General features: G+C 67.2%; 9 protein-coding genes. 3 read left to right on the top strand and 6 right to left on the bottom strand.

All coding sequences use genetic code 11. The features are described from left to right. The first annotated feature begins 153 nt into the window (after positions 1-153). Genes QUE25_RS07775 through QUE25_RS07765 form a run of 3 tightly spaced genes read left to right on the top strand, consistent with a single transcriptional unit; the run spans position 154 to position 1,020 of the window. Positions 154-567 carry a hypothetical protein gene (locus QUE25_RS07775; RefSeq protein WP_286263730.1) on the top strand — a complete coding sequence of 138 codons (414 nt, stop codon included), beginning with the start codon at positions 154-156 and terminating at the stop codon, positions 565-567. Next, the gene (locus tag QUE25_RS07770; RefSeq protein WP_286263728.1) at positions 560-859 is read left to right on the top strand and encodes a PTS sugar transporter subunit IIA; all 300 of its coding nucleotides are present in this window, start codon (positions 560-562) and stop codon (positions 857-859) included. Before QUE25_RS07775 ends, QUE25_RS07770 begins: the two co-directional genes overlap by 8 nt. Continuing rightward, entirely contained in the window at positions 823-1,020 is a 198-nt protein-coding gene (locus tag QUE25_RS07765) for a hypothetical protein (RefSeq protein WP_286263727.1), read from the top strand. Before QUE25_RS07770 ends, QUE25_RS07765 begins: the two co-directional genes overlap by 37 nt. 275 nt (positions 1,021-1,295) lie before the next feature. Here the strand turns inward: QUE25_RS07765 and QUE25_RS07760 are convergent, their stop codons facing one another. From QUE25_RS07760 to QUE25_RS07735, 6 genes are read right to left on the bottom strand one after another with little or no spacing between them, the layout of a single operon-like run. Beyond that, positions 1,296-2,498 (bottom strand): McrC family protein, encoded by a 1,203-nt coding sequence (locus QUE25_RS07760; protein ID WP_286263725.1) that lies wholly within the window; start codon positions 2,496-2,498, stop codon positions 1,296-1,298. Continuing rightward, positions 2,473-5,196: an AAA family ATPase gene (locus tag QUE25_RS07755; RefSeq protein WP_286263723.1), complete on the bottom strand. Its 2,724-nt coding sequence runs from the start codon at positions 5,194-5,196 to the stop codon at positions 2,473-2,475. The genes QUE25_RS07760 and QUE25_RS07755 overlap by 26 nt, the downstream gene beginning before the upstream one ends. After that, positions 5,193-5,966, bottom strand: a complete 774-nt coding sequence (locus QUE25_RS07750; RefSeq protein ID WP_286263721.1) for a hypothetical protein — start codon at positions 5,964-5,966, stop codon at positions 5,193-5,195. Before QUE25_RS07750 ends, QUE25_RS07755 begins: the two co-directional genes overlap by 4 nt. After that, positions 5,963-9,865 carry an Eco57I restriction-modification methylase domain-containing protein gene (locus tag QUE25_RS07745; RefSeq protein WP_286263719.1) on the bottom strand — a complete coding sequence of 1,301 codons (3,903 nt, stop codon included), beginning with the start codon at positions 9,863-9,865 and terminating at the stop codon, positions 5,963-5,965. The genes QUE25_RS07750 and QUE25_RS07745 overlap by 4 nt, the downstream gene beginning before the upstream one ends. Before the next feature lie 4 nt (positions 9,866-9,869). After that, positions 9,870-12,680 carry a helicase-related protein gene (locus QUE25_RS07740; RefSeq protein ID WP_286263717.1) on the bottom strand — a complete coding sequence of 937 codons (2,811 nt, stop codon included), beginning with the start codon at positions 12,678-12,680 and terminating at the stop codon, positions 9,870-9,872. Further along, entirely contained in the window at positions 12,677-17,845 is a 5,169-nt protein-coding gene (locus tag QUE25_RS07735) for a DEAD/DEAH box helicase (RefSeq protein WP_286263715.1), read from the bottom strand. The genes QUE25_RS07740 and QUE25_RS07735 overlap by 4 nt, the downstream gene beginning before the upstream one ends. Between the last annotated feature and the right edge of the window lie 189 nt (positions 17,846-18,034).

The raw sequence follows: 18,034 nt of genomic DNA, 5'->3' as shown, positions 1-18,034 counted from the left end.
CGAGTTGTGCCGAGGATTTTAGCTTCGTCCTGGGTCCGGCTGCCGCACGGATGCGGGCACCGACGACAAGCACCTGTACATCACCGAGGACGAGCCCGCGTCCACGGAGACACTCACGCCAACGCAGGCACCCATACCAACGGAGGCACCAGCATGATCGAGGCCTGGCTGGACACCCTGATCCCCTGGTGGCGAGACTTCACCACCTTCTACTCCGATCACTTCGGACTGATCGTGCTGCCTCTGCTGGCCTGGATGGCGACGATATTCATCGGCCAGCGCACTAACTCCGCAGCGTTGGCCGCGATCACCACTCATCTGAAGAAGCTGGGCAACCGTGCATACCGGATGTCCCCGACCGACCTTGTCGAACAGCTCGAACCGGTAGTCGCACGGGTGGCCGACGACCGGACGTGGATGCCGGCGCACGCCGGCCTATGGATCCGCAGCGATGCCGCGCAGCTGGCCGCCTCGCTCGGCGTCAACGAGCGCCAGGTGAACAGCTTGCGGGACCACACGCTCGGCTTCCGCGAACCAACTCGACGAAGGACACGCAGCCATGCCTGACCAGCCAGTACTGACCGTGATCGATGCGCACGACAGCAGCCGCGAATCGCTGATGGCCCATGTGGCCGAAGAACTACGTGCCAAGGCGCTCGTGGGTGACAGCTTTCTTCCCGCACTCCTGGACCGGGAAACGACGTTCCCTACCGGGGTCGACTTCGGGAGGTTTCGTATCGCGATTCCGCACATCGATCCAGAACATGTCCGCACCCGGGCCTCGTCGTGTGCCGCAACGACCGCGCCGTGGGATTCCAGGCGATGGACGATCCGGCCCGCACGCTGGATGTCAGGTTGACGGTGTGGCCTCTGGTCACGGACGCGGAGAACCAGGTAGGCCTGCTCGCCACCATGCTTGGCCTCCTGCAGCAGGACGGGACCTACCAGACCCTGCTGACCGCAAGCCCCGAGGAGGTCGCCGAGGTGATCGCGGCGGCGCTGGCGGCAACAACCCGGTAGCTCCAGCCCGCAGGTGGGTCGCCGTGAGAAGCACTCTGCGACGACCCGCCTGCAAGCTTTGGCGCCTGGCCGCCAACTGAACCTCCAACCTGCGTCCTGATTTGCGGATAAGCACCAGCCCGAGCCTGATTGTTGGCCGTGTAGTTCAACTCGCACCGGGTCCCACGGCGATGGTCGCAAAGATCCTGTTGGCCCAGATGCTCGGTGTGGTGGGGTGACATCAGGGCAACTTGACCAGCAGGAGACCTCAATTCGTGGCGACGGTCTTCGAGCACCTAGCCAGCGACAAACGGCTCAGGCTCCGTCGAGAGGACCATCGCGTCGACCAGCTCCGACATCGTGGCCAGCAACTCGGCCGGCTCCACATCCAAGTCGAGGGCATGCGTGACGATCCGGACGCCGGAGCGCCGGACGACGTGCGCACGGGCGTCCTCGTTGCCCTTGGCGTACACCAGATGACCGATCGGCAGCCCCAGCACCGTGCAATAGGCGAGCATCTGGTAGAGATCGGCCTGCGGGAATCCGCTGGGTTTCTCGGCCTTGTACTTGGCGTCGACCACCACCCGAGGGACGCCGGCGTCCGACCACACGAAGTCCGGACGCACCGGCACCGCTTCGGCCTCGTCCAGATGGGTGCGGTACTGCAACCGCGAACGCCCACCGAGCGGCTTGAACGCCTCCCGCAAGGCAACCGTGACGAAGTCCTCGAAGATCGTCGCCATGTTGACCAGATAACCCGACACCACCAGATCGCCCACCCGCTGCTCGAACGACCGCCCTGCCAGCACCAACTCCGCCAACTCCAACGCCGGCACGTACCGGGCGTTCAATCGCGACGCCACCCACGAAACCCGGGCACAGTCCCGCCCCGGTGCGGTCACGTCCGCCAACTGCAGCCGCAGCCGCTGCAACCCCGCCCGATGCCGGACACCGACCCCCGGCGTGCGCAGCAGCTGCTTCACCGCCGCCAACAGCACTTGGTTCTCGGCGATGTCGACGGTGAACTCGTCGTAGCGCACCTCGAGTGGAATACTCCGCCCCCAGCGGCGCCGCAGCTGGTCCGCCTCCCGCACCCGCCCCCGCAAGACCGCCGAGGTCTCGTCCACGGTGACATAACCCTTGAGTAGCCCCTGCTCCAGCGCGCGCTTCGCCAACCGCACGAACGCGTCTGCGAGGGCCTCGGGCAAGTCGGCGTCGGCGTCCAACTGCGCCCAGTTGTCGCACCAGAAGTCCGGGCGCCGCGCGTAGCCCATCAAGAAGACCAGCCGGCTGATGTCGATCTTCGGCTCGATCACCACCTGCAACCCAGCCACGCTGACGACCCCGATCTGCGTGCCCGGAGTCACCTCCCACCACCCCGGACGATCCGTCAGCGCGACCTGGACGACCCCCGCCGCGGCCAACGCGTCCGCGACCGGACGCCGCAACTCCACCAACCGCGGCGGGTCACCCTCACGCAGGATCAGCGGGTTCGCCACCACCACTCCCCGCTTGGTCGGACGCCGACCGGCCGGCCACGCGGGCGCGGATCGCGTTCAACCCGTACCGGGCACGAACGTCGGTGCCGTCGCCGTAGTGGTGCTCCTCCAACAGCGGCAGGATCGCCGTCCGCCACGCCCGCTCCAGACCGCCCTGTTCGTGCACCGCCTTCCGCATGAAGTACGACGGGCCGATCTTGAAGTCCGGATCCTCGATCCGCCGGTTCAATTCCTCCAACAGATCCGCGATCCCCATATCAAGGTCGGACGCCGCCAGCCACCTGCGCAAAACACCGTTGGTGGGCGGCTCGGACGGGTGCAGCGGCACGAACGCGAACCTGCGACGCATCGCCGCGTCCACCAGGGCGATCGAACGGTCCGCGGTGTTCATCGTGCCGATGATGAACACGTTCTCCGGGAGCGTGAACCCGATGTCGTCATCGGTGGCATACAACAGGTCGACGTTCTGGCTGCGGTACTCCAGGAGGAAGTACAACTCGCCGAAGATCTTCGCCAGGTTGCCGCGGTTGATCTCGTCGATGATCAGGAAGTACGGCGTCGACGGACTCTCCCGCGCGGCGTCCACCGTCTTCCGCAACGGACCGGGCTTGAGCTTGAACCCGCCCTCCTCCAACGGCCGGTAACCCTCGAAGAAGTCCTCATACGAGTAAGCCGGATGGAACTGCACCAGCCGCACGTTGTCGCCCGCCAAGTGGGCGGCGAGGTGTTGGGCGATGAACGTCTTGCCCGTGCCCGGCGGCCCGTAGAAGATCAACTGCGGACGGTCCCGCAGGAGGTCGATGCACTCCTGCAACCAGGCCCGATCCACGTTCAGCGACTCAGCCAGGGCATCGGTAGCATCCGGCAAGGTCAATTCGCGCGCGACGACCGGCTGGGCCGGTGGCTCGTCGTCCTCGACGACCGCGGTCTGCGCCGCCAGCAGCTTCTCCAACAGATCCAACTGCTGGGTCATCTCCACCACGTCGTACTGCACCTGGAGACGGGCCTTGATCTCACCGGCCAAGTCGCCGTAGTCGAATCCCTCCTGCGCCCAGTCCACGGACCGGCGCAGGTTCGACAAGCCGCCGGCCGACTGGACGTATTCGGCCTGCCCGCTGATGCGGCCCAGGTACAGCTGGCCCTGGCTGGTTGTCGTGATGAGGTCGCCCACCTGCATGCGGGAGAGGAAGGCGTGGAACTCGTCCAGCTTGGCCGCCTTGGCGGCATATGAGGTCTGCGAGTAGTCCTCATCCACGATCACCTTCAGCTCCGGACGCGCTATCCCCGGTTCCACCTCGCGGAGCTTGGACGCCCGCAGCGACGCGAAGCCGTCCCGGCGCCAGCCGGGGACGAGGTCATGACCGTCCACCGACGATCCCCGGACCAGCCACGCGCGCCGCGGCAGGGCGACCAGCACTCCCTTCTCCTCCAAGAAGGCACGGAAGTCCTCGGTACGAACGTGCTGCCTCTCGCTCGCTGCCCCTGACTCGTCGAACTGGACGCCCTCGACCTCAAGCACTTCGCGCACATCGTCGGCGCGCCCGTCGGACCATGCGAAACTGGACGCCGGACGACCGTCTTTCCCGAGGACTCGGTGTGCCCCGTCGGCGGTCGTCGTGTTCATGAAGTTGCCGACCGTCTGGGCATTCGTGTTCGCCACGACAGCCAGTTCGTCATAGGTCGTCCACTGGCCCGGCTCAAGGAGCTCCAGTGCGGCTTCCAGGATCTGGGCGTAGCCGGTCTCGCTGCCGGGGTCGGCCTTTCGGGCCTTCAAGCGGTCTCGGTAGGCACGGTCAGAGTCGACATCGAGGCCGGCACCGTCAGGGTGCGATGCGAGGGCTTCCCTGCCGGCGTCGGTGATCGCCCAGCCTTCGCGTGTCTTGGTCATCCAACCGGCAGCGACCATGTCGGTGGTGCCCCAGCCGAGGTTGTGTCGCCACCGCGCTGTGTCGTCGGTGTCGCGGAAGGTCGCAAGTTCGTAGTCGGTGAGTTGGCCGTCCAGTCGTTCGGCAACACGTTCGTAGGCTTCGGACCTGCGCAATGGCCTCCCGTGTTCCGCAAGCACCTCGAGCAGACTGCGGTACAGCAGCCAACGCCGCACGGGCTCCTGAGACCCGTCGCCCGATCCGGAACCGGGGTCCACGCCATGCTCCGCCACGGCCTGAAGGCGCTCCGCAGCGTCGTTACGCGAAACGCTGAAGACAGTCATGGCCCCGTTCACCATCGCCAGGAGATCCGGCTGCAGTGCGTCTCGTGAGACAGGATCGGGCTGCCACTGAACAGGCACGTAGTGCCTTGCCGATTCGGGGCCGCCGGCGTCATAGCGATATGTGCCGGTGGATCGCCCCAGGGCGATCATGCCCGGCTGGGTCTTCAAGGGCATCACCACCAGGTCGCCAACAGCGATGGAGCTCCGGAAGGCCCACAGCTGCCCTGTTGTGACGGCACGGCTCTGAGCCGAAGCGGCGGGATACAGCCCGTCGACGATCTCGCGGAGCTGCTCGCGGGAGGCCACCGCCGACATGTCCGGAACCTCGGGCCATCCGATGCTCGCGCGGCCGAGCTCCAGATTGGACGCCTCCGCCTCACCTTGGCTGCCGGCCCTGACCACCCAGGCATTCACCCCTCGATCGCCGCCAGGCTTAACCGCATCGTCGATCACATCTGCCGCTTGCTCCCGGTGACCCATCGAGGTCATGGCTGCTCCAATTCGAACGGGGACTGGTAAGCGCAACCCGCCTCGATTGCTGCCTGCATCGCGTCGTATACCTCCAAGATCAGCTCCTTGGTGCGATAGGACCCGAACTCCGCCTCATCCTTACGTTTCACGATCGGGAAGGTCTCCATGATGTAGTCGACGTCGTGGCGGCGCACGCCGTAGATATGGAAGAAACCAGCATCAAGCTCTGCCCTGACCTGATCCCGGCGGGCTGGGTCTGCCCATTGGCTCATCACTCCCAACCGTTCTCGCACCCATTCTCCGAGAACCACCGTCGAATCCCACCGGCAGGTTTCCATGAACAGCGAGGGGGCAGGAATGCTCAGTTGGTACACAGTGCCGAAAGTCATGTTCTGACCACCAAGTTTCTGGCGGGCGACGTAGTCGCAAACGAAGCTCGTCATGGCCGCAACGACAAGCTCGCCGTGTTCATGCTTGGCGAAGACCGGCAGACTGTTCCCTGCCCCCACCCGAGGGAGCGCTGCCGCAATGAGCGTGCGCTCGTTGGTTGCGTTGCTGATCCAGCGATAGCCGAGCATCCAGTCGCGCCCATCACTTGGGAGTCGATCCGCGATCACTTCCTCGCGCACCCAGTAGCGCGGCATAGCCAGAAAGGTCGGATCTTGCTTCTCGGCGAGGGTGACATCCCGAACGCTGCCGTCAGGTTCGTGAGTGGCCCAGCGGTGATCGTAGTGATGAATCATCTTGCCCTCATAGAGAGGAACCATGCGTTCGACGGCCTCAGTCATGCGTGAACCTCCTGTGGCCAGGGTGGCTGATAGGTGCGACCCGACGACTTCGCCTCGGCCATCGCGTCATACGCGGACAGGATCAGGTCCTTGGTCCGGTACGCCCCGAAGGCCGCCTCGTCCTTGCGCTTCACGATCGGGAAGGTATCCATCACGTACGACACCTCATCGCGCGAAAGCCCGAACAGATGGAAGACAGCAGCGTCAATCTCGGCGCGGACCCAGCCACGCTCTTGCTCGTCCGCGATCCACCCGTTGAGCCTATCCACGCGCCGCGACAGCCAAGCCGAGAGACCGCCCCTCACGGGCAGGTCTGACCGCGAGAACGCGTCAGGACGAAGAACGGGAAGCTGCATGAACACGAAGTAGTTCATGGTGATGCTGCCGAGCTTCTGCCGTGCCGCGAAGTCGAGTGCAAAGGATGCCAGCGCCGCTTGGAGCATCGTGGCCTGCGCCAAGGAGCAATCGGGCATGGCGACAGGGATCTTGTTTCCCAACGCGACACGTGGCAGGACTGTCGAGATGCTGGTTCTTTCATCGGTCGCTCGACAGATATCCCGCCATCCAAGGAACCAGTTCTTGTCCCACCGGCCCGCGAGCTTGCGATCCACATCCGACTCCGGCACCCAGTAGCGGGGCATCGGACTTGGCCGCGTGGCCTTCTCCTCCTCGGTCATCGGCCGAATCGACCCGTCCGGCTCGTAGGTCGCCCAGCGGGTGTCGTAGAGGTGAATCATCTTGGCTTCATACAGCGGGAGCATTCGAGCTACCCCCCCCCCATCGAGGGAGCGCTCAAATACGTTCCCGTTGAGGGTCCAACCGTCGGCCTCAAGTTCGTGGCGGGTGTGGAACAGGTGCGAGTCGCTGGTCATGTTGAACAGCCCCTGCATGAAGCTGATGCCCCAAGGGTTGCCGTTGACCGGGTCGTTCTCGTTGATCAGCACCGGGACGCGGCGGTAGATGCCGAGGGTGATCTCGGCATCCCGGCGGGTCCGGAAGATGGGGCACGTGCCCGTGTTGGGGTTGAGGAGCTGGATCTCCTCGGGGGTGAGCTCGAAGCGGGCATCGTCCTTCAGCAGGTCGGAGGAGTCGTGAGCGAAGAATGCGAACTCCGCTTGGGCAACGCGCTCGTCCCGGCCGGTGAGAGTGAGCAGGCAGAACTTGAAACGGCTGTCCACACCTTCGAAGAGAGGCCTGCGGTTCTCAAAGTCGTAGAGACTCACGAGGTTTGCGCGCTCTACCAAGTCCTTGAAGAAGTACTGCGTGGTGGCATCGGTGGCGATTCCGGTCGGAAGAACGAGCCCGAACCGCCCGTGCGAGGCCATGAGATGTCTACCCAGTTCAGCGAAGACCGTGTCTGTCTTGATCCGGCCGCGCCCACACAAGGGGTAACGGCCCGAGTTGGCCAAGAAGTGGCGCGTGCCATCGATGTGGCGCTTCGCGCTGGCATACTCGGCCGCAAGTGCCGGATTGGTCTCAGGAAGACCGTCGATGAGTCGCTTGCGTCGCGCGCCACTCGCTGCACCGATCTCGGGCGACCGGACCGCGAAGAACTCCTGCTCTTTCAGCTCGATGTGCTCCCAAGGCGGGTTGCCGAGCACCACGTCGAAGCCGCCGCGCCAGCCCGGTCCGTCGGTGGGACCTCCGGGGCGGAACAGGTGCGGGAACTCGAGGTGCCAGTGAAAGAACCGGTACTCTGCGGCGAGTTCGTGGACGGTCGCGAGGGTGGCCGGTGGCAGCGCTTCGCCGCGCGCGAGGGCGTGCAAGCTGCGATCGGTGATGGCCTTGGGTCCGCCCGGCTGCTTCGGCCAGACGAATGCGGCGCACCAGGCATCCGCGAGCAGCCGTTGCTGTTGCAGCCCAGGGTTGGCCTCAACCGCCTTGAGTCGCTGCTGGCGGGCGTGAATATCGGCCAGCGACGCAGGGCGGCCACCGCCGATCAGCGCGCTCAGATCGCCCGCGACGGCGGCGTCCAGGGTCAGCGCGACATCGTCGTCGCCGAACAGGAGGTCCTGCCCGGAGCGCTCGGCCTTGTTCTGCTTCTTTAGGGCCGTGGTTGTCTTCTTGTCGTCACCCTCCAATGCAACGAACGCCGCGTCGGGCACCCCCTGCGCCATGAGTGCAGGGGTGGCGCCGATCAGCGAATTACCGACCTTGATCTGGGCGTCCAAGAATGCCAGCGGGCGTCCTGGGTCGAGGGTCTCCAGCCACAGCGACACCTTGGCCAGCTCAGCCGCCAAGGGGTTGAGGTCGACGCCGTAGATGCAGCGTCCGACGACATCACCAAGGGCCTCCCGGACTCGCTCGGGCGGTGGCTCGGGGTCGCCCGTGCGGATGGCCGCGACCCGCTTGGCGATCCGGCGCGCGGCTGCCACCAGAAAATGCCCCGAGCCGCAGGCAGGATCGCACACGGTCAGCGCCAGCAGAGCCGCCTCGGGGTCGGGTTTGCGCTCGGCGCGGTCGAGCACGGGGTCGAGCGCCGAATCCAGCAGGCAGTCGATCAGGGAGGTGGGCGTGTAGTACGAGCCCGTTGACTTGCGGTCGTTACCTGCGGCGGACAACAGCTCGAACACCCGCCGGCCGGCGTCCCACGAGGGCACGAACTCCAGCAGCGCCTCGTAGATGGAGCCGAGTTCCTCGGCACCCAGGTGTCGGTAGTCGACGACGCGCTTCATCTTCGAGCCGGGCTCCTCGACCAGGCTCAGGTATCGGACCGCCCGCAGTAGTGCATCGTTCGACAGGTCGCACCCCCGGAACAGGTCCAGGGCGCCGGGTTCGAACAGGCCACCGATGCCGACCAGGCCCAGCTCGGGGCGTCCATCGACCGAGCCGAGGCCGTCCCAGACCAGGTTGAGCGCGCGCCATTGGTCGGTGTGCCGGGTGCCGCGCCGACGTCGGGCCGTGCGCCGCAGGCGCTCTGTCGAGAAGTAATCGCGGTAGCGCTGCCGGATTGCCGGGTCGGCGTCCGGGGCGAGCAGCAGGCCGCGGTCCTCGGCGACGAACGTGAACAGCAGCCGGTATACCACCCGCAGCAGGCCGTGGTTGATGTCCTCGATGCGCAGGCTGCCGTCGGCGAGCCCGTCGCGCAACTGGCTGTTCGCCGGGTGCCCCAGCAACCCGGTGCCGAGCGTGGTGATCGCCTGGATCACCCCGTCGCGGAGCTGGTTGAGGGCCCGCGAGCCGGACTCGAGCGACTCGGTGCGCCACGCCTCCAGCCAGCACGACGCCGGCCCCTTCTCCGGATCGCGCACCTCCAGCCGCGACTGGTGGCACACGCTGAACAGCAGCAGGAAGTCGGCGAACAGATCGCCGTCGAAGATAGCCTCCAGGTCGAACTCGATGTAGGCGGAGCCGACCAGCGACGTCGAATCCCGAAGCAGCCGCAGCGTCAGGCCATTGCTCAGGATTGCCCACTGGTTGGCGTCAGAGCGATTGAGCAATTCCTGCACCATCGACTGCGGCGATGATGTGGCCGCGCCCGCCACACCTACCGTGCGCCGGTCCAGATCGATCCGGTGCCCCAGCAAGTGCACCGGCACGTACTCCCACACGTGCGAAATTGGCAGTCGCTTATCGCCGGCAGCCAGACCACCTGCGGGGGTGGTGGGTACCCGCCCGTAACCCAGCTCGCGGAGCAGGATCAGCAGCCACCGCTCGCGGGTCAGCGTGGTGCCGCGGTCCGACTCGGGGAGCTTCTCGGCCGCCTGCCGATAGGTCGCCCATACGCCGGTTAGGTACGCCCACGCGCGGTTCGCCGCCTCACGAACGGTCTCGCCGGGAGCCAGGTGGTAGTCCCCAGACGTCTGCCCGGCCAACTCGCCCGCCGCGATCCGCGACAACAGCTCTGCGGGCAGCAGACCTCCTGCCACCCGAACCCCCACGAACGACTCGGCTGCCATGCTCTCAACCCTTCAGTACTGGAACGAACACATACACACCCAGCACATCCGGAGGGCTCTCGGCCCGGACCCCCAGCCCGCGTAGCACACCACCGGACGACGCCCGCACTTGCCGGTGCGAAGCACGAATCTGTTCGGCGAGCGCCTCACCGTGAGCGTCCAGATGCTCCCGCACGCGCGCCAGCTGAGCCAGGGCCGAAGCCAGGTACTGCTGGGGGTTGGCTACGTTGCCCGAGGGCGGAGCCTCCAGCAGAGCGCCGACCTCGTCGGGTTCCAGCCACGACAGGACACCATCACGGGAGGTGAACCCGAGGGTGGCGGCGTCCTCGGCGACCGCCATCCGCTCACCAGCGCGTGACGGTAAAGTCAGGTGGAATCGGTAGCGGACGAGCAGCAGCGTGGTGCGAGTGTCGACCGCAGCCGTCCGGACGACCGCACAGCGGCGGGCAGGCCGGGCGGCGGCCGGCAAGGTCGGGTCGAGCGCCGACTCGAGCACGTAGGAGGCGATGGCCTCGACGGCGGCGTCCGTGCGATGCAGCACGTTCTCGCCCTTGGCGACGGGGAAGTCACGCACGAAGGTGAGTCCACCCTCGCGGCCCGGTGGTAGAGCGTCCAGCAGGCCGCCCGGCAACGGGTTGGTGGCGGCGGTGAAGCCGCGCGGCGTCGTCTTGATGGTGGCCTTGAGGGCAGCAAGCGCCTGCTCGGTGAACGCGCACACCTCCGCGTGCGTGCCGAGGTTGGCGCGGATCTCGTCGACCTGGGCTTTGACCTCTTGGGGATGGATCGCGCGCTGGGCGAACTTGGTGCGCGACGCTCTCTCGTTTTCTGCGGCCGATTGCCACTCCCGCTCCAGGTCAGTGGCCTTCTGCTCGAACTCCAGGTCGAGGGCATCCTGGCGATACTCACCGCCGCGCAGGATCAGGCCCTCCATCAGGGCCTCCAGCACGGCGTCGCTGTTGTCGGGCACGGGAACAGACACGCCCGTTGCCTTCCGGATGGCCTCGTGCTTGCGGAGCAGAACGTCAAGGACGATGCCGTCGATCCGGTTGTCCTTGCCATAAAGGGTGATGGCGCGGACGACGTCGCGGTGCTGACCGAACCGGTCGACGCGGCCCTCCCGCTGCTCGTGACGGGTCGGATTCCAGGCCAGGTCGTAGTGGACGACGGCCTGGAACTGGTCCTGCAGGTTGACGCCCTCCGACAGACAGTCTGTCGCGACCAGCACCACCGGGCCGTCGGCGTCCGCCAGTTCGGCGATCCTGGCCACCCGCTCGAAGGGCGGCAGCATGCCGGTGACGCACGCCACCGCTGTCCCCTTGCCCAGCTTCTTGGTCAGATGCTCGGCGACGTACTCGGCAGTATCGATGAACCGGCAGAACACGATTGGCGCGTAGGAGTCCGCTAGGAGCCCCTTGACCTGCGCGGTGACTGCGTCGAGCTTGCGGTCGCTGGTGCCCTCAAGTTGGCGAGCGCGCATCAGGAAGCCGCGCAGCCTGCGTTGCTGTGGGGTCCCCGACTGGGGCGAAGCGTCGGCGCCCGGCGCCACGTCGGCTGACTCGAGAGTCTCGTCGTCTGCCAGGTCGAGGACGGCCGAACGACCCAAGGCGTCTGCTTCGCTGGCGGACTCCCCGCCGAGGGCAGCCGAACGGGTCGCGAGGGTCTGCGCAGCTGCACGGGGCGAGGATGCCAAGGCACGCAGCAGAGCGAGCACCGACCACCAACTGATCCGCTGCTGCAGCGCCCCCTGGGCGGTGCGAACGGTCTCGCGGGCGTAGGTGAGCACGTCATCGAACAGGTCGCGGTAGGCGGGCGACAGCTTGTACGCGACTTCCTTGGACTGCCGATCGGACGGGAAGGGGGTCTCCTCGTCGAGGAACTGGCGGATGTCGGCGCGGCGCCGCTGCACCAGGTGCCGGGCCAGCAGCTCACGCCCCTTCGGCTGGTCGAGGTCCAGGTCGTGCAACGCCGGGTCGAGCAGCCCAATCAGGTTGCGGAACGCCGCGTCCTTGCCGCTGTGCGGGGTGGCGGTGACGAGCAACAGGTGCCGGTTGGGGTCCGCGGCCAGAGCGCGGACCAAGTCGTAGCGCTGAGTGCGTGCCTTGCCGCCGAACCCGCCGTCCGCCACGCAGGTGTGGGCCTCGTCGACGATGACCAGGTCGGGACAGGTGCGCAGAAACTCGTTGCGTCGCCGGTCGGACTTGATGAAGTCGGTCGACACGACCGTGAACGGGAACCGTTCGAAGATGGACTCACCGCCGATGCACTGGCGTTCCAGGCGGCGCACCGTGCTCGGCAGCACCAGTTCGGCCTCCAAGCCGAACTTGGCGCGCAGCTCGCCGGCCCACTGCTCGGCCAGCGCCGGGCTGCACAGCACCGCAAGCCTGCGGGCGTCCCCGATAGTCAGCAGTTCGACTGCGATGAGGGACGCCTCGATGGTCTTGCCGATGCCGACGTCATCGGCGATCAGCAGGCGGACGGTGTCCTGCCGCAGCGCCATCAGCAGCGGCACCAGTTGGTAGGCGCGCGGCTCGACGGCGATCCCGGCCAGCGAACGGAACGGGCCGGCGCTGGACCGGAAGCCGATCTGCAGGGCGCTGCGCAGCAGGCGGGCGCTCTCGTGGTCGCCCAGGTCATCGGCGCTGGGTGGCGGGAATGACGCCGTGGTCACGGGCTCAATGGCCGGCAGCACGCCTGCGATGTCGTCATCGGTGCCGCCCAGGGGACGCAGCACGAGGAAGTCGTCCGAGCTGTCGGGCAGCACGACCCACTCGCGGCCCCGCGCCGCCACCAGGCTCCCCACCGCAAAGGTCGTCACGCCCGCCGTCCTTCCCCGAACACGTCCGCGCGTCCGCGGAGCTTGACCAGCCAGTCCTCATCGTGCGCGAACCGGACGAAGGAGTAGCCTGCATCCAACAGGCGCTCCTCAGCTGCGACGTCCTCAGTGATCTTGTCCGTCCGGTCGTGGACCGGGCCGTCGATGAACACCGCCAGCCCAGCGTCGGAGTACAGGAAGTCCGGCCGGCAGCGCGCGGATTCCAACAGCGGCTGCGCGGCGTCCGGCAGCCGGAAGTCGCCGGCCATCAGCACCCGCAGCCAGTTGCGCTCCAAGTCAGTGTCGCAAGCAGCCAACAGCTCATCGGCGTGCTCGCCGCGCGGCAGGTCCGACGCCGATACGCTCGTTTGCGCACCTGCGAACCGCAGCAGCAGGTCGCGGATCAGGTGACGGTCGATCGCCGTGTGCTCAAACTGATTGCCATACGACAGCAGGCAGTCGTAGCACGCCTTCTCACAGCGCTCGCTGCCCGCCTCGGCCGAGCCGCGGTCCTCGCCGGTGACCGGGTCGAAGTGGGTGATCTCCAGGGCAGTGCGCGCGGCCAGCGCAAGGGCGCCCGACTCGGCCTGCAGGCGACGCAGGACGCCGGCGCCTCCCTCGGCAGACTCGGTGAACAACATCCGGCCGCGGTGCTGGTCGTCGGGCAGCGCCTCGCTCGCCAGTTCGGAATCCTCCAACTGGAAGGCCGCCTCGACGCCCCGTTCCAGCGCATAGCGCAGGGTGGTGGCGACCTCGTCGGGGACAGCGTCCGCCAGCCTGAGGACGAGGATGTTGCGGTTGTCCCGTACGTACGGGATCACCCTCAGCGAGTTCGCCTCGTCCGGATCGGAGTCACCATCGTCGCTCTCGGCGTCAGCGCCGGCCCTGTCAGACAGCCACTGGCCCTTCACCGGATCCAGGTAGAAGCCGACTTCGGCCGGGTCCTTGCGCCGGCGGCGCCCGCGGTTGGTGACCCGCACCTCTGCCGAGTCGCCGTAGGCCAGGTCGGCCAGCGGTTCGCCGTCGGCCAGCACTTCGGCGGTGAGCTTGCCCGAGCGGGCGCCGTGTTGGCTGAACCGGTAGGACGTCTGCAACTCGAAACCGGCGCGGCGCCGCTCCTCCTCATCCGACGAGATCCGTTCCCGGCGACGCGTGTAGACGGTAGTGAGCTGCATCAAGCCATAGGTGGTGGCGCCAAGCTCCTCGCCGCAGTTCTCGCACACGTCGAGCCCCGCTCGGCGGTCGTGATGGTAGCCGCACGCCTCGCAGCGGCGGGCCTCGGAGGTGTCCACGGTCGCCTGGCCCGACTGCGCCAGCGGCACCTGGACCCGGTTCACCTCATAGCGGGCGCCTTCGTGGTAGATCAGCGCGCCGGGGCCGAACTCGGCGATTGCCAGAAACCGCGGACGCTGAATGTAGTCGCCGCCGTCGCGAGGGCCCACGGTGCCGCGGACCGCCGGGATGTAGGCCGCCAACGGCAGTCGCGGGAAGCTGTAGCCCGGCAAGAAGCCCTCGGACGCGAAGTACCGGTAGGTGTAGAAATCGGAGTGGCCCGACTCATCATCCTCGTTGCGCAGCAGGCGCAGCTGGTTCTCCGCCTCGCGGCGGCGGGTCGTCGCGGCCTGGCGGGCACGCGGGGACAGGTGGCTCTCCAGGACGATCCGGTTCTGGGCGTCCTGGTCGGCGAGAGCGGCCAGGTAGAGCCGGCGCCACCGATCGCACGACTCGTCCAGTGTGCGCGGTGCGGCCCGGACGACACCGGCGACCCAGTCCTCCTGCCACCAGGCCGTGGCCCTGAGCTCGGGGAGCATCGGCTCGATGATCGCCTGCGCATGCTGGGTGGCCCGGCGGATGGCTTCCAGGTCGGCGAACGCGCGCTCCTTCTCGGGCTTCATCACCAGCGACGGGGGGCGGCCCTCGGCGTCCAGCAAGTCGGTCATCCGCGAGCCGAGCTTCTCGCCGGTCTCGGCGAGCCACACCGCCTGGACGTGGCTCCGCAGCAGCGCCTCGTTGGCCAGGTCGAGCCGGGGAGCGGCCACCGAGCCCGCGACCATGTTCGCGGAGCGCCGGAAATAGTACTGGTCGTGGGAGTTGCCCGTCGCGCAGTACGTCAGCACGAGCGCTGGCTGCCCCGAACGGCCGGCCCGGCCCGAGCGTTGCGCGTAGTTCGCCGGCGTCGGCGGGACGTTGCGCAGGCCCACCGCGTTCAGGCTCGAGATGTCGACGCCGAGTTCCATCGTCGGCGAGCAGTACAGCAGCGGCAGCGTGCCCTTCCGGAAGGCACGCTCGCGCTCCTCGCGCTCCATGGGACTCACCTGCGCGGTATGCTCCCGGGCCGACAGCCCACGCAGCTCGCGGGCCACCCCTTGATAGAGGGTTCGGAAGAACGCGTTCACCCGGCCGCCTGTGTCGGCGTCCACGGTCTTGCGGATCGGGTCGGCGGCGGCGCTCGTGCCGTCCCCCGCCGACCAGACGAGGGAAGACGCCTTCAGCCGATAGCCGCGGCGTCCGTAGTTGCCCTCGACATCGACGAGGAGCCCCGCCCTGGTGAGGACGCCGAGGATGTCTTGGATGATGCGCTGGGCGTCATCGATGCCCAGCTTGTCGGGGTGGCCGGGGAACTGGTTGGGGCGGGACAGGTAGCGCCCGAGCGCGGAGCGACCGGTCAGGTGCAGGTCATTGCGTCCCTTGCCCGGCTGGCTGGCGAACGCGTAGACGGTGCCAACCGGGGCGACCGTCTCGTTGGCTGGGATGGCCCACACGCCGGTCAGCTCCTGCGACGACTGGCGCTTGATCCGCTCGAAGCCCGACTCAGTGAGGCAGTCGACGTCGACGGCGAGCACCTTGCGGGACTCGTCCAAGACGATCCGGCACAGCTCCTCTCGATGCCCGTCGCGCGCATCGCGCAGGGGCCCCAGCGCACCCGTCCAGAGGGACTGGTCGGAGGCGATCTCGGCGAGGGATTCGTAGCCTACGTGCAGCAGGCCGGTCTGCTCGAGGTTCGGCATCGTGATGCGCCAACCTCGTTGGAGGTCCAGATAGAGGCGGTATTCCACCAGTTCACGCAGTGCCCGCTGGGTGCGCGTGCGGGCAGCGTAGACGGCTTCCGGGGCGGCGGCGTAGTCGGAGAACTCCAGGCCAAGGGCGTCCACCACCTTGCCGGCGACGCTCTCGTGGGTCAGGCCGCGGGGTGCGGCCTTCATGGCGGCGTGCAGGGCGCCGCGGAGCTGGGCGACCTGGACGAAGTCGTTGAGGTGACCGGCCTGCAGGCTGGCGTCCTGCCGGTTGTCGACGAACGTCAGCAGCTTGCGGGCATCGGCGGGGAGCTCGGATGGGGGGACCTCGCGCAGCGCGCGGACCAGGCTCGTCGACAGCACCGACACCGCCGAGCTGCGGCCCTCGGCGTCCAGGGTGATCAGCTTGGAGAAGTCCCGGCCCCGAGTCTGCTCGTAGCTGACCTGGCAGGACAGGCAGAACGTGAACGGCGACGGGATGAACGCTGCCGGCGTCCCACCCACATCGACCCGCTGACCGGCTGTGTCGACCCGAACCCGCTGTGGAAGGTAGCGCACCTTATTGAGCAGCGGCTGGTTGTCCGGGCCCACCCACGAGTCGGGCAGGCGCCCCTCGGCGATGGGGTCGGCCGGCCAGGGCAGCTGCGTGGACACGTAGAGATAGCCGTCGACCGCGTCGCCCGCGGTGATGTCGCGGGATGCGCGCGGGGCGTAGGTCGTCTCGCCCTGCCGGGTGACCGCCTTGACCACCGCGTACTCCTGCCCGCACTCCCGGCAGAACGCCAGCGGAAACAGCAACTTCTCGGGGGCCGACGGGACAGCCACCTGGTACTTCGAGGTGATGAACCGGTCCTGCTCCGGCTCCAACGACACATGCAGCGTGTCGCCCTTGGACAGGAACTGGTGCAGCCGGAACGCGAACAAGGGGCGGCCGGTCTCAGGGTGCCGCACCCGGGAGCCCTTCAGGAGCGCCCTCCGGATCGCATCGTGGCAGTCCTGCACCGGAACCCCCGTCACCCCCGACAGGGCCGGCGCAGCGTGCTCGCGCAGCCGACGGGGAACCTGTCGGATCAGCTGGCCCGTCGTCTCCTCGGTGGCTAGGCCGAACGTCGTTTCGATCCACGACGCCAGTGGAGACGCCGCTAGTCCCGCGTAGTCGTCGGGCAGGTACCCGGACCTGACCGCTTGGGTCAGGGCAGTAGCATCCGAGCCGGCTCCTGCTGCCGTGGCCCGGGTGAGGGTCTCACCGATCACGTGCTCAGGGACCACCGGTGAGCCGAAGATGCGTGTGGCCACCTCGGCGACCGTGCGCTTCTGATCAAGCGTCGACCCGCCGCTGGCCATCGTGGCAGACGTCCCAACACACTGCAGGTGAGGCGACGAGCACGCCTCCCGAACACGGCGCACCAGCATCGCCACATCGGCTCCCTGACGTCCGCGGTAGGTGTGCAACTCGTCCAGGACGAGGAACTGCAACCCCTTCGCCGCCTTCACCAACCGGGCGCGCTCTTCGGGTCGAGTGAGCACCAACTCGAGCATCACGTAGTTGGTCAACAAGATGTCAGGCGGGCTCGCGAGAATCCGATCGCGTTCTTCGCCCCGCTCCTGACCCGTGTAGCGGGCGAATGTGACGGGTTCTCGTCCATCGCCATAACCGTTACGCAGGAACTTCTCGAGCTCGCCGCGCTGCGAGTTCGCCAGCGCGTTCATCGGGTACACAATGATGGCCTTGACCCCTGGCGTCCGGGGTCGCCTCAACACGTGATCGACGATCGGGACGATGTAAGCCAACGACTTGCCCGACCCGGTGCCTGTCGTCAGCACATAGCTCTGGCCGGAGCGCGCTACCTCGATGGCCTCGCGTTGGTGGCGGTGCAGGGTGAACGGTGTCCGGCCCGGATCCTCCAGGTGCTGCTTGACTCGGAAGATTCGGTCGCACTCGGGATCAAGGAGGCCCTCGTTGACCAGTTCGTCTATCCGACCGCCGCTCTCAAAGGCGGGATTCAGTGAGATCCACGGCTCCGGCCATTGTCGATCCCCATCGAGTTCGCCTTGGTAGTGCTCTTTGAGCCGGGCGTCCTTGATGTCAATGGACGCCGTGGTGAATGAGCGGTAGTCGTCAATGACCTTGTCGCGCACACGAAATACGTCCATGCCTTCTCCCCCGGAGTTAAGGGCACTCTAGCCCGCGCTCGCTGCCTGCGTCGCGGACCAGACCCTGTGGAGTCGTTTGTCGACCTCGGCCGGGCGAAATCCCCCATCCCCCGCTGGAGGTGATACAGCCGTCCACGGATACCAGGCACAATTGCCCTATGAGACTGGCGCGGTCTCCAAGACCCACAT

Origin of the sequence: Brooklawnia propionicigenes, assembly GCF_030297015.1 — a bacterium.
GTDB lineage: Bacteria > Actinomycetota > Actinomycetes > Propionibacteriales > Propionibacteriaceae > Brooklawnia > Brooklawnia propionicigenes.
The sequence above is the reverse complement of the archived record's forward strand: the minus strand, read 5'-3'. Positions and strand labels throughout refer to the sequence as shown.

What these genes read in the sequence shown, in the direction of transcription:
- QUE25_RS07750 (WP_286263721.1), bottom strand. Translation starts at nt 5,966, where the DNA reads ATGACTGAGGCCGTCGAACGCATGGTTCCTCTCTATGAGGGCAAGATG.
- QUE25_RS07770 (WP_286263728.1), top strand. Translation starts at nt 560, where the DNA reads ATGCCTGACCAGCCAGTACTGACCGTGATCGATGCGCACGACAGCAGC.
- QUE25_RS07735 (WP_286263715.1), bottom strand. Translation starts at nt 17,845, where the DNA reads ATGGACGTATTTCGTGTGCGCGACAAGGTCATTGACGACTACCGCTCA.
- QUE25_RS07745 (WP_286263719.1), bottom strand. Translation starts at nt 9,865, where the DNA reads ATGGCAGCCGAGTCGTTCGTGGGGGTTCGGGTGGCAGGAGGTCTGCTG.
- QUE25_RS07765 (WP_286263727.1), top strand. Translation starts at nt 823, where the DNA reads ATGGACGATCCGGCCCGCACGCTGGATGTCAGGTTGACGGTGTGGCCT.
- QUE25_RS07755 (WP_286263723.1), bottom strand. Translation starts at nt 5,196, where the DNA reads ATGACCTCGATGGGTCACCGGGAGCAAGCGGCAGATGTGATCGACGAT.
- QUE25_RS07775 (WP_286263730.1), top strand. Translation starts at nt 154, where the DNA reads ATGATCGAGGCCTGGCTGGACACCCTGATCCCCTGGTGGCGAGACTTC.